Below are 12294 nucleotides of genomic sequence, written 5' to 3' on the forward strand. Positions count from 1 at the left end.
ATGCAGGGCTGGACGCGGGGGCGGCTGACCTTTAGCTGCATCCGGGTGAGCCTTGGGGGGATGATGCGGCAGGGGGAAAGCGGGTTCGCGGCGGGGCTGATGGCGGCACTGCCGATTGTGCTGGGCTACTTTCCCATTGCCTTTTCCTTTGGCGTGGCCGGAACGCGGGCGGGGCTTGGCTTTGCCGAGGTGATGGCCTTTTCGGTGATCATGTATTCCGGCGCGGCGCAGTTTCTGGCGGTGGCGCTGGTTTCGGGCGGGGCGCCCTTGCTGGTTTCGGTGTTCACGCTGGTGGCCATGGGGTTGCGGCATCTGGCCTATGGACCCGCCCTTATGGCGGCGGCGGGCACGCGGCAGCAGACGCGGCGCGCCTGGGTCTGGGCTTTCGGGCTGACGGATGAGGTGTTCGGCACTGCGTTGGGCGCGCTGTCGCGCGGACGGCGGTTTTCTGAGCCTTTCATGTTCGGGCTGGGGCTGGCGGCCTATGTGGCCTGGGTTTCGGGCACCGCTGCGGGGGCGGCGGCGGGAGGCGGGGCGCTGGCGGCCTATCCGGCCGTCGAGGCGGCGCTGGGCTTCATGTTGCCCGCGCTGTTTCTGGCGCTTCTGCTGTCGATCCTGAGCCGGGCGCAATTGCCGGTCATCGCGGTGGCGGCGGTGGTCACCGTCGGGGTGACGCTGCTGCATTCTGCGACCTCGGGGATTCTTTCCGGGATGGTGGCCGGGGCTCTGGCCGGGCTGTCGCGGGGGCGGGCATGAGGGCTGAGGTTCTGGCGCTTGTGGTGATCGTGGGTGCGGCGACATGGGCGTTTCGTTACCTGCCGTTCCGGCTGAACCTGTCGGCGCTGTCTGCGGGTGGCTGGCCGGGGCGGATGCTGGCCGCGACCGGCCCGGCGGCGATTGCGGCCCTGTTTGCCGTGTCGGTTCTGCCGCTTCTGGCGGGCGGGGTGCAGGCGCCATTCTGGGCGGGAACGGCGGCAGTAATCGGCCTGTGGTTCTGGTGTCGGTCGGTTGTGCTGGCGACCTTGGGTGGGGCGCTGGTCTATGGCGTGGTTTTCGCGATCTAGGCCCCTTGCGGGTGTTCGGGGTACCGCCAATATATTCCGCAACGGGAATATGAATGGAGGCTCCGATGGAAGCCGTGAAACTGGCCTGTGCTACCTGCGGGCAGATGAACCGGGTGCCCCGCGACCGTCTGTTGGCCGCGCCGAAATGCGGCAGTTGCGGAGAGCCGCTGGACGATGGCCGCGTGCATGAACTGGACCGGCTGAGCCATGACAAGGCGGTGCGGGGCGATGACCTGCCGCTGCTGGTGGATTACTGGGCGCCATGGTGCGGCCCCTGCCGGGCGATGGCGCCCGAATTCGCCAAGGCGGCGAAGGCGCTGGCCCCCGAGGTGCGTCTGGCCAAGCTGAACACCGAGGATCATCCCGATATTGCCGGGCGCGCGCGCATTCAGGGCATTCCGGCGCTGGTGCTTTACCATCGCGGGCGCGAAGTGGCGCGGCTGGCGGGAGCACGCCCTGCGGCGCAAATCGCCGATTTCGTGCGGCAGAACCTGCGCGGCTGAGGTGTCGGACCGCTCTGTGTTTGATGCAGGGCAAGGTGGGGCGGGCTTGGGCGCGGTATAATCACGCCAAGACCTGAAAGAGGAGGGGACCATGGCGGATGTGACGATTACCAACAGGGCGGCGGAGCTGGTAACTGGTGGCGTGAATGACCGGTTGACCTACATCTATGATGCCCAGACCAATGATGTCTGGCTGAACGGCCTGACCCCGGCGGGGACAGGGGCCGAACACCCGGAAACCGGCTATGACGGCAAGTTCGACGGGATGGGGGGCAATGACGCCTATTTCTCGGGCTTCGGTCATTTCACCTTCATCGACCGGGCAGGCGGCAATGATTCCATCGCCACGGGCGACGGCGATGACAGCCTGATCGGCGGGGCGGGGGATGACAGCCTTTACGGCAGCGGCGGGCGCGACACCGTCGATGGCGGCGAGGGCATTGACCGCTGGCAGGCCAATGTCAGCTGGTTTACCGGCAATGTGACGGTGAACCTGAACGGGATCTCGCGCTTTGCCGACGGAGCAGAGGCGCGCGATGTCGAGGTGCTGGACCTGACGACCGGCAAGGGCAATGACCGCATCACCAACCATGCCGGCGGGTATGGCTATGACGTGGTGTCTTCCGGCGCAGGCAACGACCGGATCCGCATCTACATGGGGGCCACGGACCGTGTCGATGGCGGCGGCGGCAGCGATGTTCTGGAGGTGATCTATGACCAGCCCACGAATGACGTCTGGCTGAACAACCTGTCGGCCGACGAAGGTGGCGGCTACAGTGGCACCTTCAACGGCATGGGGGGCAACGACCTGATCTTCACCGGGATCGAGCGCTTCTATTTCGACGACCGGACGGGGGGCAATGACAGCATCCATACCGGCGACGGCAATGACACGCTGCTGGGCCGTGCGGGCAATGATACGCTGATGGGCGGTGCCGGGCAGGACCGGATCGACGGTGGTGCGGGCAAGTTCGATTACTGGCAGGGGCGGTTGGGCGATGCCACGTCTGCGGTGAAAGTCAACCTCAACGGCCCGTCAAAGACTGTTGGCACCGGCTGGGTCAAGGGGATCGAGGGCATGGATGTCGAAACCGGGGCGGGGCGCGATGCGCTGACCGTTCACCGGGTCGCCAATATGAGTGACATCGTCACTGCGGGCGCGGGCAATGACACGATGACCTTCTGGGACGGCGGGTCTGACTGGGCTCACGGCGGCACGGGCACCGATCTGCTGCGCTACACGGTGGAGGAATTCGGTAGCGGCGTCTGGCTGGAGGGGCTGACCGCCGGGGCAGATGGCTACAGTGGACGTCTGAACGGTGAAGGCGGCAACGACCTGAACTTCACAGGGATCGAGCGGTTCCGGTTTGAAGACCGCGTGGGCGGCGATGACATTCTGGTCTTCGGTAAGGGCAATGACACGGTTCTGGCCGGTGGTGGAGATGACCGGGTCGATGTCGGGCGCGGCAATGATCAGGCCAATGGTGGCGGGGGGCTCGATTTCTGGACTGCCGATCTGCACAGCGCCGGCAAGGCCATCCGTATCGACCTGAACAAGGCGTCCACCTACCTCGCCTCGGGCAAGGTCGAGCAGTTCGAGGGGATGAACCTGCAAACCGGCCGCGCCAATGACCGCGTGACCGGCCATGAGACCGGCGCGATGAGCGACGTCATCGACACTGGCCGGGGGAGTGATGTGGTCTCCTTGTATGCGGGCGGCACCGATCAGGTGAACGGTGGGGCCGGGGTGGATACGCTTATCCTGACCTATGCCATTGCCAGCAACGATGTCTGGCTGCGCGGTCTGACCGCGACCGATGGCGGCGGCTGGAGCGGCCGGTTCGACGGCATGGGCGGCAATGATGTCAACTTTACCGGCATCGAGAAGTTCGCCTTCTACGACATGTCGGGCGGCAATGACATCATCCAGACCGCCAGTGGCCGCGATACGATTTCCGGCGGGCTGGGCAATGATGATCTGACGGGCGGCGGCGGTGCGGACCGCTTCGTCTATGACCGGTTGGCGGATGAGGGCGACGATGTGATCCGCGATTTCACCGACAGGGTGGACCGCATTGTCCTGTCGGGCGGCAGCATGGCGGATGTGACCATCGAGGCGGTGAACGACGGTGCCGACACGCGTATCACATTGGACAGCGGCACCACGATCCTGCTGGAGGATGTGGCTGCCGGCAAGATCGGCAGCGCCGATTTCCTGTTCGGCTGAGATCCTCGCGCGGGGCCGCGCCGCTTTGACGCGGCCCCGGCAAAGCCGTGAAAAATGGCGCCTGTCCCGCTTGACATTCCCCGCGCCATGGGCGAGATAGCCCGCAGGTCGAGGGGCAGTAGCTCAGTTGGGAGAGCGCGTCGTTCGCAATGACGAGGTCAGGGGTTCGATCCCCCTCTGCTCCACCAGACCTTCCCCGCAAAATACTGCAAGAACCGGCGCTATGATCGCCTTCGGATCTGTGCATCTGCGCGCAGTCACGTCATGCTGCGCTGCGGCTTGAAAGTGCTGCGCGCGCGCATACATCGACTGTCCAACGATATGGAGTGCGCGAGATGACCGCGACCGAGCCGCTGTTCCGTCCTTTCCAGCTGAAGGGGCTGGAGCTGAAAAACCGCATCGTCATGGCGCCGATGACGCGCGACATGGCCCCCGAAGGCGTGCCGGGCGCGGCCAATGCCGAATATTACCGCCGCCGGGCCGAAGGGGGCGTGGGGCTGATCCTCAGCGAGGGCACGGTGATCGACCGCCCGGCCTCGCGTAATCTGCCGAACATCCCGTTCTTCCACGGTGACATGGCGCTGGAGGGCTGGCGCGGCGTGGCCGAGGCGGTGCATGGCGCGGGCGCAAAGATCGGGCCACAGATCTGGCATACTGGCTCGACCAAGGGCGGCCCGTGGAAGCCCGAGGCGGAGGTCGAGAGCCCTTCTGGCCTGCTGGCGCCGGACAAGCCGCGTGGCCGCGCGATGACCGAAGAAGACATCGCCGATACCATCGCGGCCTTTGCCCGCGCCGCCGCAGATGCCAAGCGGATCGGCATGGATCTGGTCGAGGTGCATGGCGCGCATGGCTATCTGATCGACCAGTTCTTCTGGCAAGGCACCAACCTGCGCGACGACCGCTGGGGCGGGGCAACCCTGCCGGAACGCAGCCGCTTTGCCGTGGAAATCCTGAAGGCTGTCCGTGCTGCCGTCGGGCCGGATTTTCCGGTGCTGCTGCGCGTCAGCCAGTGGAAACAGCAGGATTACGGTGTGAAACTCGCCGCCTCGCCACAGGAAATGGAAGCCTGGCTTGGCCCGCTGGTCGAGGCCGGGGCTGACGTTCTGCATTGCTCGCAGCGCCGGTTCTGGGATGCGGAATTCCCGGAAATCGACGGCGAGGCCGGGTTGAATTTCGCGGGCTGGGCCAAGAAATTGACGGGCGCACCGACGATCAGCGTGGGGTCGGTGGGGCTTGGCGGGGCCGAGTTCCTTGCGGCCTTCCGGGGCGAGGGCGCCGGGGCCGCACCGCTGGGCCAGTTGCTTGACCGCATGGCGCGCGACGAGTTCGACCTGATTGCCGTGGGCCGCGCGCTGATTTCCGACCCGGACTGGGTTCGCCATGTGCAGGCAGGCGAGACCGATGCGCTGCGCGGCTTTGACGCCCGCGATCTGGCCGAACTGGTCTGATCCGACGCGACGGGAAAGCCGCAACCGGCGGCTTTCCCGTGTTTTTACGTTGAAAAAGGTTCACATCGCCGCGTTGGGCGCCTATAGCGGAAAAGCGGGACACCCCCGTAAGCCAGACGAAAGACGCCCATGCGCACCATCACGACGACCGAGGCGCTTGCCGAATTCTGTGCGGCAGCCAAGGCGCAGCCCTATGTGACCATCGACACCGAGTTCCTGCGCGAACGCACCTATTGGTCGAAACTCTGCCTGATCCAGATGGCCCTGCCGGGCGCCGAAGGCGAGGCGGTGCTGGTCGATCCGATCGAAGGCGAGGGCATGTCGCTGGAACCGCTTTATGACCTGTTCCGCCACGAGGCGACGGTCAAGGTGTTCCACGCCGCCCGACAGGATCTGGAAATCTTCTTCGTGGAAGGCGGGGTCTTCCCGGTGCCGCTGTTCGACACACAGGTCGCGGCCATGGTTTGTGGCTATGGCGAACAGGTGGGCTACGAGACGCTGGTGAAGAAGATCGCCAAGGCCAGCCTCGACAAGACCTCGCGCTTCACCGACTGGTCGCGCCGCCCGCTGAGCGCGGCGCAGAAGGAATATGCGCTGGCCGATGTGACGCATCTGCGGGTGGTCTATGAAAGCCTCGCGCGGCAGATCGCCAAATCGGGGCGCGAACGCTGGGTGGCGGAAGAGCTCAACCTGCTCACTGACCCCGAGACCTATACGATCCGCCCGGCCGAGGCGTGGCAGCGCGTCAAGACGCGCACCACCTCGGGGCGGTTTCTGGCGCTGGTCAAGGCGCTGGCCGAGTTCCGCGAAAGCTATGCACAAACGAACAACGTACCACGGTCGCGGGTGATGAAGGACGACGCCCTGCTGGAACTGGCCTCGACCCGGCCGCAGACGCATGAGGAGCTGGGCCGCTCGCGCCTGCTGCTGCGCGAAGGGCGGCGGGGCGATATCGCCGACGGGATCATCGCGGCCGTGAAGGCCGGGCTGGAGATGAAGCCCGAGGATATGCCGAAACCCGACCTTGCGCGGGAACAGTTGCAGGTCAATCCGGCGCTGGCCGATCTGCTGCGCGTGCTGCTGAAGGCCAAATCGGAAAGCCTGTCAGTGGCGGCGAAGCTGATCGCCTCGGCCGCCGATCTGGATGCCATTGCGGCGGGCGAACGTGATCTGCCGGCGCTGAAGGGCTGGCGGATGGAAGCTTTCGGCGAGGATGCGCTGCGGCTCTGCAAGGGCGAGATCGCGCTGACCGCGCGCGGCAATGAGGTTCGGGTGGTGAAGCTGGGCTGATGGCCCCGCGCATCGTTGTCATGGGCGTCTCGGGCTGCGGCAAGAGCCGCTTGGGTGCAGCGCTGGCCGGGGCGACGGGGCTGGCGTTCCGCGATGCCGATGATCTGCATCCGCCTGCGAATATTGCGAAAATGACGCGGGGCGAGGCCCTGACGGATGCCGACCGCTGGCCTTGGCTTGATGCCTGCGGTGCGGCGCTGGCACAGGGCGGGGTGTTGGCCTGTTCGGCCCTGCGCCGCGCCTATCGTGACCGGCTGCGCGATTTTGCGCCCGATCTTCGACTGATTTATCTGACCGCGCCAGAGGCGGAAATCACAGAGCATCTGCATGCGCGGCAGGGGCATTTCATGCCGCCCGCGCTGCTGGCAAGCCAGCTTGCCGCACTGGAACCGCCGGGGGTGGAGGAGCATGCGCTGATCCTGCGGGCCTTCCGGCCCATCGGGCAGATGGTGGCCAAGGCGCGGGACGGGCTGAACCTGTAACAAGGGCGCATCGCCGGGGGCATCGAGCCCCCGTCAAAGCGGCTGCCGCGGTGCGGATGTCAGCGGCGGCTTGTCATGCCGTTGGTGGCGGCCTGCACCGTGATCGAGGTGATTTCCTGCAATTGCCGGGTGGTCAGGAAAACCGCTGCCGTGATCTCACGCGAGCGGGGCGTGTTGACCCCGGCCTGGCCCTTGGGAGGTGACATGCGGAAGTCATAGATGCGGGCGCCGTTCTCGTCAGGGCTGCGCTTCACCAGTTCTGCATCCCACCAGCCCTGTGTTGGCGGCAGGGCGGTGACGCGCAGGATGGCGCCGCCGGAGGCCGGTTCCACCTTCAGTGCGGTGATCTGCTGGGCCAGCGGGCGGGGGTCTTGCACTGCACCGGGGGTCACCTCAGCTACCGCCACGGTTTCGCTGCGCTTGAACCAGTTGAACGGGTTGAGGCGCGACTCGCGCACCGCCCCGCAGGCGGAAACGAACATCACCAGCGCCAGCGCGGCAAGCAGCGGTTTTCTCATCCCATCCCCTTTCGCGCCTGTGCGGCGCCTGATCGTGCCCGGTAACGCGCCCAGTAACGCGGCCAGCCTGACCCTTGGCTAACCCAAGCGCGGGCTTTTGAAAAGCACTCCTCTGGACCTTTGGCGCGCTTCGGCCTAGCTGTGGCCCGATACGGTAAGGAGCGCAGCATGGCCACCCCCGCCTTTGAAGAGATCGTGGAAACCTTCGAATTCCTTGACGACTGGGAAGACCGCTATCGCCATGTGATCGAACTGGGCAAGGCTTTCCCCGATCTGGACGCGGCCTTTCAGGTGCCTGCCTTCAAGGTGGAGGGCTGCGCCAGCCAGGTCTGGCTGCGCCCGATGGTCGAGGGGCAGGGACCGGGCGCGCGGTTCGATTTTCAGGGCACGTCGGATGCGATGATCGTGCGCGGTCTGATCGCGGTGCTTCATGCGCTTTACTCCGGGCTGACGGCAGCCGAGGTTGGCCACGTCGATGCACCCGCCGAACTTGCCCGGCTGGGCCTGAACGAACATCTGTCGGCGCAGCGGTCGAATGGCGTTCGGGCGATGGTGGATCGCATCCGCAAAACCGCCGCCAGCGCCTGAGCCTCAGCCGATGTCCAGCGCCAGCGCGTGAATGCGTGTGGTCAGATCGCCAAGCGCGCGATGCACGGCACGGTGCCGTTCCACGCGACCGAGGCTGGCAAGCGCAGGCGCGCGGATTGTCACGTTGAAATGCGTCTCACCGCCTTCGCGCCAGCCGCCATGACCGCGATGTTTTTCACTATCGTCTTGAATTTCCAGAACTTCCGGCGCAAAGGCCACCGTCAGTCTTTCTTTGATTTCGTCATGGACAGACATTTTCAGCGCGCTCCCCCTTCAATCCGGCGCGTAAACATCTAAACTCTCGCCTCCGAGTCGGAAAGGCAGTGTCGGAAAGGCCGCAAGATGCAGAAACCCCCGTTCGAATTCGACATCCGTGTTTCCTCGGACAAGAAGCGCCGCAAGACGGGCCGCCGGGGCATGTCGGGGGCGTTCGAAACCTCGCAGAAGAACTGCGAATATCCGGGCTGTCAGGAGGCGGGTCTTTATCGCGCGCCAAAATCGCCGGATCTGCTGGACGAGTTCTTCTGGTTCTGCAAGGACCACGTTCGGGAATACAATCTGAAGTGGAACTTCTTCAACGGCACCTCGGACGAGGAATTCCAGAAGTTCCTCGACAAGGCCCGTGTGTGGGAACGCGAGACGAAGCCGTTCAGCCAGAAGGACGATGGCCGGGCCTGGGCGCGGCTGGGGGTCAATGACCCCATGGCGATCCTGGGCGAGAAAGGCACGCAGAACCCCGGCAAGGTGCAGTCTGCCGTGACCCGCAAGCTGCCCTCGACCGAACGCAAGGCGCTGGAGATCCTTGATGCGCGCGACACCTGGACGCGCACGGAAATCCGCAAGCAATACAAGAGCCTCGTGAAGGATCTTCACCCCGACATGAATGGTGGCAACCGCGATGACGAATCGCGGCTGCAAGAGGTTGTCTGGGCGTGGGAGCAGATCCGCGAAAGCCGCTATTTCCGGGACTGAGCGGGGGGCAGGCGGCGGATATAGCCGTATTTCAGCAGCCAGATCAGCAGGCGGTCCACCGTCAGCGGGTTGTATTTGTGGGCGCTGGCCAGCTCATCGCGGCTGATCCCGGCAGAGCCGGCGGCGGCGATAGCTTCGGCCATGGTGGCGAAAGCTTCGGGACGTTCGGTCGAGCGACCCAAGCCGGCATAGTTGCGCAGGGCCAGAACCTCGGCCACCGGCAGCGGTGGCTGTGGCGCGGCACTGGCAAAGCGCACCCCGGCAAAGCTGCCTGCGGCGGTGGGGTATTCGGCGAAATAGACGAAGGGCGATGGTGCGACCGGCAACCTTCCGGCCGGGGGTGGGGCAAGCGCCACGGCGGCGCGGCGGCGCGCGGCCAGTTCCCCCCACAGCGCCTGCATCTGCGGCACGATCACCCGCCAGTCATAAAGTCCTGCCGCTCGGGCCTTTCCGGCCGTCCCCATCTTGCGCCGCAGCGCCGGGTTGCCCGCAAGCGCAAGGATCGCCTCGACCAAGGCGCGCATGTCGATGGCGGTCATCTGCGAAGCCAGCGCACAATATTGCGGGTAGGTGTCGGCCCCGCCGAAATGGCGCAGCGCCTCGGAAATCGCATGGCCGGGGCCGAGCGTGCGGGTCGGCACCCGCAGCCCCACATCGGGCGTAACGGTGTCGCGCATTCCGTCCCAGTCCGAGACCAGCACGGGCAGGCCCGCCGCCATGGCCTCGATCGGGGCAAGGCCGAAGGTTTCCTGAATGTTGTCGATCGGAAAGGCAAAGACATCGGCCCCCGAAAGCGCGGCGCGTCGTTCCGCAGGATCGGCGCCGTCCAGCACCAGAAAGCCCACATCGGGCATAAGCCGGGCGGCGCCGTCCTCGAATACCTTGCGGGAATAGGCATCGCGGAAAATGCCGCAGAGCGCCAGATGCAGCTTCTGCCGGGCGCCAAGGCGACGCTGCGCCTCGGCCAGTGCGATATAGAAGGGCAGGGGATCGAATTTCTCGTAAGGGGTCAGGCGCGCGATGCAGGTAAAGACCACATCGCCCTTGTCTGCCCCCAGTCGCGCACGCAGACCTGCCCCGGCGGCCGGATCAGGGGCGAAGGCGGTGCAGTCGATGCCAAGCGGGATGACCGGCAGTTGCGGACGCGGCGGCGGATTGGCCATGAACCGCGCTCTGGCGTGTTCGTCGATCATTTCCATCTGTGTCAGCACAGCGGATTGCACCGCGCGTGAGGTGCAGATGATGGCATCCCATTCCATCTGCGGTGCCATGCGCAGGTCGAAGAAGCCCTGCATTACGCCCTTGGTGGAAATGGTATGTGTGATACCGCAGACCGACCAGCTTGCCGGGCCATGCGGCGCGCGGCGCCAGCATTCATGGGCGAAATTCGGACTGGGAAAGAACAGCGTTCCGGGCTCGGCCAGCCGCTGCGGGCTGCGCAGCGGCAGGTGCTGCACGGTATGGCCGGGGCGTTCCTGACCTGCGAACCGGGCAAACAGGTCCTGATCCGCGCGCTTCTGGGCGAAAGACAGCAGCGCAGGCACCTCTGCATGGCGAAAGAACCCCCGGATGAAGCTTTCCCCGGCGACGCGGCGGCCATTGATGCCCTTTGCGCCGGGATCGTAGCCATCGGCGGCAAAATAGATCGCGGCATTTGTCGCGTGGCCGGTCATTTGCGTGTCATCCAGAGCCAGGGTGTCGGCGAGGCCCGCCATTCCCACAACAGCAGCAGACGGTCCATGTCCGACAGCCGTTCCGCCCAGTCCGGCAGGGCATCATCCGCAAGCTGCCGCCCGATCTGGCGAATGTCATGCGTCGCCTCGAACCGGCGGCGCAGCAAGTCCAGCGTGCCGGGTTTCATGCCTTCGTGCACCTCGACCAGAAGGTCGGCGCCCAGCAGCGCGGGGGCGGCCTCCGGGTCCAGCAATTCCGCCTCGGCCCCCTCGATGTCGCAGAGGATGGCGCAATCGCCGGGTGGCAGCGCGGCGAAATCGGCATGGGTCAGCACCCCGCCGATCCTCACCCGGTCGGCCACGCCATTGGTGGCGGCCAGTTCGGCACAAAGCGCGCGGGCGCGCGGGTCGCCATCATGGGCAAGGATGCGGGCGCCGGGCATCCGCAGCGCGAGGCCTACGGCATAATAGCCTTCGGCCGCGCCAATATCGACAACGACGCTGTAGCGCCGGGCCACCATGGCCTCGATCACCGGGGCCAGAGAGGATTCGTAAACCCCCAGAAGCCGCGCCAGTCGTGCCCCTTCCGAGGCGCGCACACCATAGGCCATTCCGGCGAAGGGCCCGGCGGGAATCTGTTTCGGCAGACGGCGGAGCAGTGCGCGCTCCAGCCATGCCGCGCGCCATTTGGCCAGCAGTCGCAGCGCCTGGGCCAGGTCGCGGTCACCCGCGCCCGGACCGGCCAGCCGCCGCACCTCGGCCGCCACGCGGACAGCCAGCTCGTCGGTCGGGGGGGACATGCTCGGACCCTCGCCATGGGGACGGACTTCGGCCGCCTTCCGCGCGAGTCTAGCCGTCGCCCGGCCATCGGACCAGTGCTTTCTTGGCCTCAGGCTGCGCGGAATACCAGTGCTGCCCCATTGATGCAGTGCCGTTTCCCGGTGGGGGGCGGGCCGTCATCGAACACATGGCCCAGATGCCCGCCGCAATTGGCACAATGTTCCTCGACCCGCCGCATGAAGAAGCTGCGATCCTCGCGGTTGCCCACCGCACCGGGCAGGGCGGCGGTGAACGAAGGCCAGCCGGTGCCACTGTCAAACTTCGTCCTGGACGCATAAAGCGCCTGATCGCAGCCCGCACAATGGAAGGTGCCCCGGCGCTTCTCGTCATTCAGCGGCGAGGTGAAGGCGCGCTCCGTCGCCTCGTGCCGCAGCACGTCATAGGCCAGCGGCGAAAGGCGCGCGCGCCATTCCGCATCGGAAAGCGTGAAGGGAAAGCTGTCCCCGGCAAGGGCCGGACGCGCGGCGATCAGTGCCAGCGCGCTGGCAAGAAGGGTTCTGCGTTGCATGATGTCCTCCGTGTTCCTGCTTTACCATACGCACAGGTCGGGTCAGATGTTTCACAGTTCACGCAAATGCGACGCGCGCGGCCAAAATCGCCGCCCATTCAGGGCGCGGATGCGGCCGATTGTGTCGGGGACAAGCCTTGCCCTTGCAGCGGGGGGCGATATGTTCCACAAAACCACGGAT

General features: G+C 65.9%; 14 protein-coding genes and 1 tRNA gene. 10 read left to right on the forward strand and 5 right to left on the reverse strand.

The window, feature by feature from the left end:
* From D2N39_RS09100 to D2N39_RS09135, 8 genes are all read left to right on the forward strand, one after another.
* Window positions 1–756, forward strand: coding sequence for an AzlC family ABC transporter permease (locus tag D2N39_RS09100; RefSeq protein ID WP_233557100.1), 756 nt, complete (start codon window positions 1–3; stop codon window positions 754–756).
* On the forward strand, window positions 753–1064 hold the full coding sequence (locus tag D2N39_RS09105; RefSeq protein WP_119134475.1) for an AzlD domain-containing protein: 312 nt from the start codon (window positions 753–755) through the stop codon (window positions 1062–1064). Before D2N39_RS09100 ends, D2N39_RS09105 begins: the two co-directional genes overlap by 4 nt.
* A 65-nt stretch (window positions 1065–1129) precedes the next feature.
* A complete protein-coding gene (trxC, locus tag D2N39_RS09110) occupies window positions 1130–1567 on the forward strand; it encodes a thioredoxin TrxC (RefSeq protein WP_199725225.1) in 438 nt (145 codons plus the stop codon).
* Between the two features lie 91 nt (window positions 1568–1658).
* Window positions 1659–3794, forward strand: a complete 2136-nt coding sequence (locus tag D2N39_RS09115) for a calcium-binding protein (RefSeq protein WP_119134477.1) — start codon at window positions 1659–1661, stop codon at window positions 3792–3794.
* A gap of 112 nt (window positions 3795–3906) precedes the next feature.
* A tRNA-Ala gene (locus tag D2N39_RS09120) sits at window positions 3907–3982 on the forward strand.
* Window positions 3983–4129: 147 nt separating this feature from the next.
* On the forward strand, window positions 4130–5242 hold the full coding sequence (locus tag D2N39_RS09125; RefSeq protein ID WP_119134681.1) for an NADH:flavin oxidoreductase: 1113 nt from the start codon (window positions 4130–4132) through the stop codon (window positions 5240–5242).
* A 129-nt stretch (window positions 5243–5371) separates the two neighbouring features.
* Window positions 5372–6532 (forward strand): ribonuclease D, encoded by a 1161-nt coding sequence (gene rnd, locus D2N39_RS09130; RefSeq protein WP_119134478.1) that lies wholly within the window; start codon window positions 5372–5374, stop codon window positions 6530–6532.
* Window positions 6532–7014, forward strand: a complete 483-nt coding sequence (locus tag D2N39_RS09135) for a gluconokinase (RefSeq protein ID WP_119134479.1) — start codon at window positions 6532–6534, stop codon at window positions 7012–7014. Before rnd ends, D2N39_RS09135 begins: the two co-directional genes overlap by 1 nt.
* 59 nt (window positions 7015–7073) lie before the next feature.
* On the opposite strand, the gene D2N39_RS09140 is transcribed toward D2N39_RS09135, so the two are convergent.
* Window positions 7074–7532: a hypothetical protein gene (locus D2N39_RS09140; protein WP_119134480.1), complete on the reverse strand. Its 459-nt coding sequence runs from the start codon at window positions 7530–7532 to the stop codon at window positions 7074–7076.
* A gap of 168 nt (window positions 7533–7700) precedes the next feature.
* Between D2N39_RS09140 and D2N39_RS09145 the strand changes: the two genes are divergently transcribed.
* Entirely contained in the window at window positions 7701–8120 is a 420-nt protein-coding gene (locus tag D2N39_RS09145) for a SufE family protein (protein WP_119134481.1), read from the forward strand.
* A gap of 3 nt (window positions 8121–8123) precedes the next feature.
* Here the strand turns inward: D2N39_RS09145 and D2N39_RS09150 are convergent, their stop codons facing one another.
* Window positions 8124–8375: a BolA family protein gene (locus tag D2N39_RS09150; protein WP_119134482.1), complete on the reverse strand. Its 252-nt coding sequence runs from the start codon at window positions 8373–8375 to the stop codon at window positions 8124–8126.
* A gap of 87 nt (window positions 8376–8462) precedes the next feature.
* Here D2N39_RS09150 and D2N39_RS09155 point away from each other — a divergent pair, with 87 nt between their 5' ends.
* Complete coding sequence (locus D2N39_RS09155; RefSeq protein ID WP_054303183.1) at window positions 8463–9092, forward strand: J domain-containing protein; 630 nt, start codon at window positions 8463–8465, stop codon at window positions 9090–9092.
* Here D2N39_RS09155 and D2N39_RS09160 read toward each other — a convergent pair.
* The 3 genes from D2N39_RS09160 to msrB all read right to left on the reverse strand — a co-directional run bounded on the left by D2N39_RS09160 (window position 9077) and on the right by msrB (window position 12113).
* Window positions 9077–10765: a glycosyltransferase family 4 protein gene (locus D2N39_RS09160; RefSeq protein WP_158589796.1), complete on the reverse strand. Its 1689-nt coding sequence runs from the start codon at window positions 10763–10765 to the stop codon at window positions 9077–9079. The two genes, D2N39_RS09155 and D2N39_RS09160, sit on opposite strands and share 16 nt — an antisense overlap.
* Window positions 10762–11565 (reverse strand): class I SAM-dependent methyltransferase, encoded by an 804-nt coding sequence (locus D2N39_RS09165; RefSeq protein ID WP_119134484.1) that lies wholly within the window; start codon window positions 11563–11565, stop codon window positions 10762–10764. The genes D2N39_RS09160 and D2N39_RS09165 overlap by 4 nt, the downstream gene beginning before the upstream one ends.
* 89 nt (window positions 11566–11654) lie before the next feature.
* Complete coding sequence (gene msrB / locus D2N39_RS09170) at window positions 11655–12113, reverse strand: peptide-methionine (R)-S-oxide reductase MsrB (RefSeq protein WP_119134485.1); 459 nt, start codon at window positions 12111–12113, stop codon at window positions 11655–11657.
* Window positions 12114–12294 lie beyond the last annotated feature (181 nt).

Source organism: Gemmobacter lutimaris (genome assembly GCF_003570715.1).
GTDB classification, from domain to species: Bacteria; Pseudomonadota; Alphaproteobacteria; order Rhodobacterales; family Rhodobacteraceae; genus Gemmobacter; species Gemmobacter lutimaris.

What these genes read in the sequence shown, in the direction of transcription:
- D2N39_RS09160 (WP_158589796.1), bottom strand. Translation starts at nt 10,765, where the DNA reads ATGACCGGCCACGCGACAAATGCCGCGATCTATTTTGCCGCCGATGGC.
- rnd (WP_119134478.1), top strand. Translation starts at nt 5,372, where the DNA reads ATGCGCACCATCACGACGACCGAGGCGCTTGCCGAATTCTGTGCGGCA.
- msrB (WP_119134485.1), bottom strand. Translation starts at nt 12,113, where the DNA reads ATGCAACGCAGAACCCTTCTTGCCAGCGCGCTGGCACTGATCGCCGCG.
- D2N39_RS09145 (WP_119134481.1), top strand. Translation starts at nt 7,701, where the DNA reads ATGGCCACCCCCGCCTTTGAAGAGATCGTGGAAACCTTCGAATTCCTT.
- D2N39_RS09100 (WP_233557100.1), top strand. Translation starts at nt 1, where the DNA reads ATGCAGGGCTGGACGCGGGGGCGGCTGACCTTTAGCTGCATCCGGGTG.
- D2N39_RS09105 (WP_119134475.1), top strand. Translation starts at nt 753, where the DNA reads ATGAGGGCTGAGGTTCTGGCGCTTGTGGTGATCGTGGGTGCGGCGACA.
- trxC (WP_199725225.1), top strand. Translation starts at nt 1,130, where the DNA reads ATGGAAGCCGTGAAACTGGCCTGTGCTACCTGCGGGCAGATGAACCGG.
- D2N39_RS09135 (WP_119134479.1), top strand. Translation starts at nt 6,532, where the DNA reads ATGGCCCCGCGCATCGTTGTCATGGGCGTCTCGGGCTGCGGCAAGAGC.
- D2N39_RS09150 (WP_119134482.1), bottom strand. Translation starts at nt 8,375, where the DNA reads ATGTCTGTCCATGACGAAATCAAAGAAAGACTGACGGTGGCCTTTGCG.
- D2N39_RS09125 (WP_119134681.1), top strand. Translation starts at nt 4,130, where the DNA reads ATGACCGCGACCGAGCCGCTGTTCCGTCCTTTCCAGCTGAAGGGGCTG.
- D2N39_RS09155 (WP_054303183.1), top strand. Translation starts at nt 8,463, where the DNA reads ATGCAGAAACCCCCGTTCGAATTCGACATCCGTGTTTCCTCGGACAAG.
- D2N39_RS09140 (WP_119134480.1), bottom strand. Translation starts at nt 7,532, where the DNA reads ATGAGAAAACCGCTGCTTGCCGCGCTGGCGCTGGTGATGTTCGTTTCC.
- D2N39_RS09115 (WP_119134477.1), top strand. Translation starts at nt 1,659, where the DNA reads ATGGCGGATGTGACGATTACCAACAGGGCGGCGGAGCTGGTAACTGGT.
- D2N39_RS09165 (WP_119134484.1), bottom strand. Translation starts at nt 11,565, where the DNA reads ATGTCCCCCCCGACCGACGAGCTGGCTGTCCGCGTGGCGGCCGAGGTG.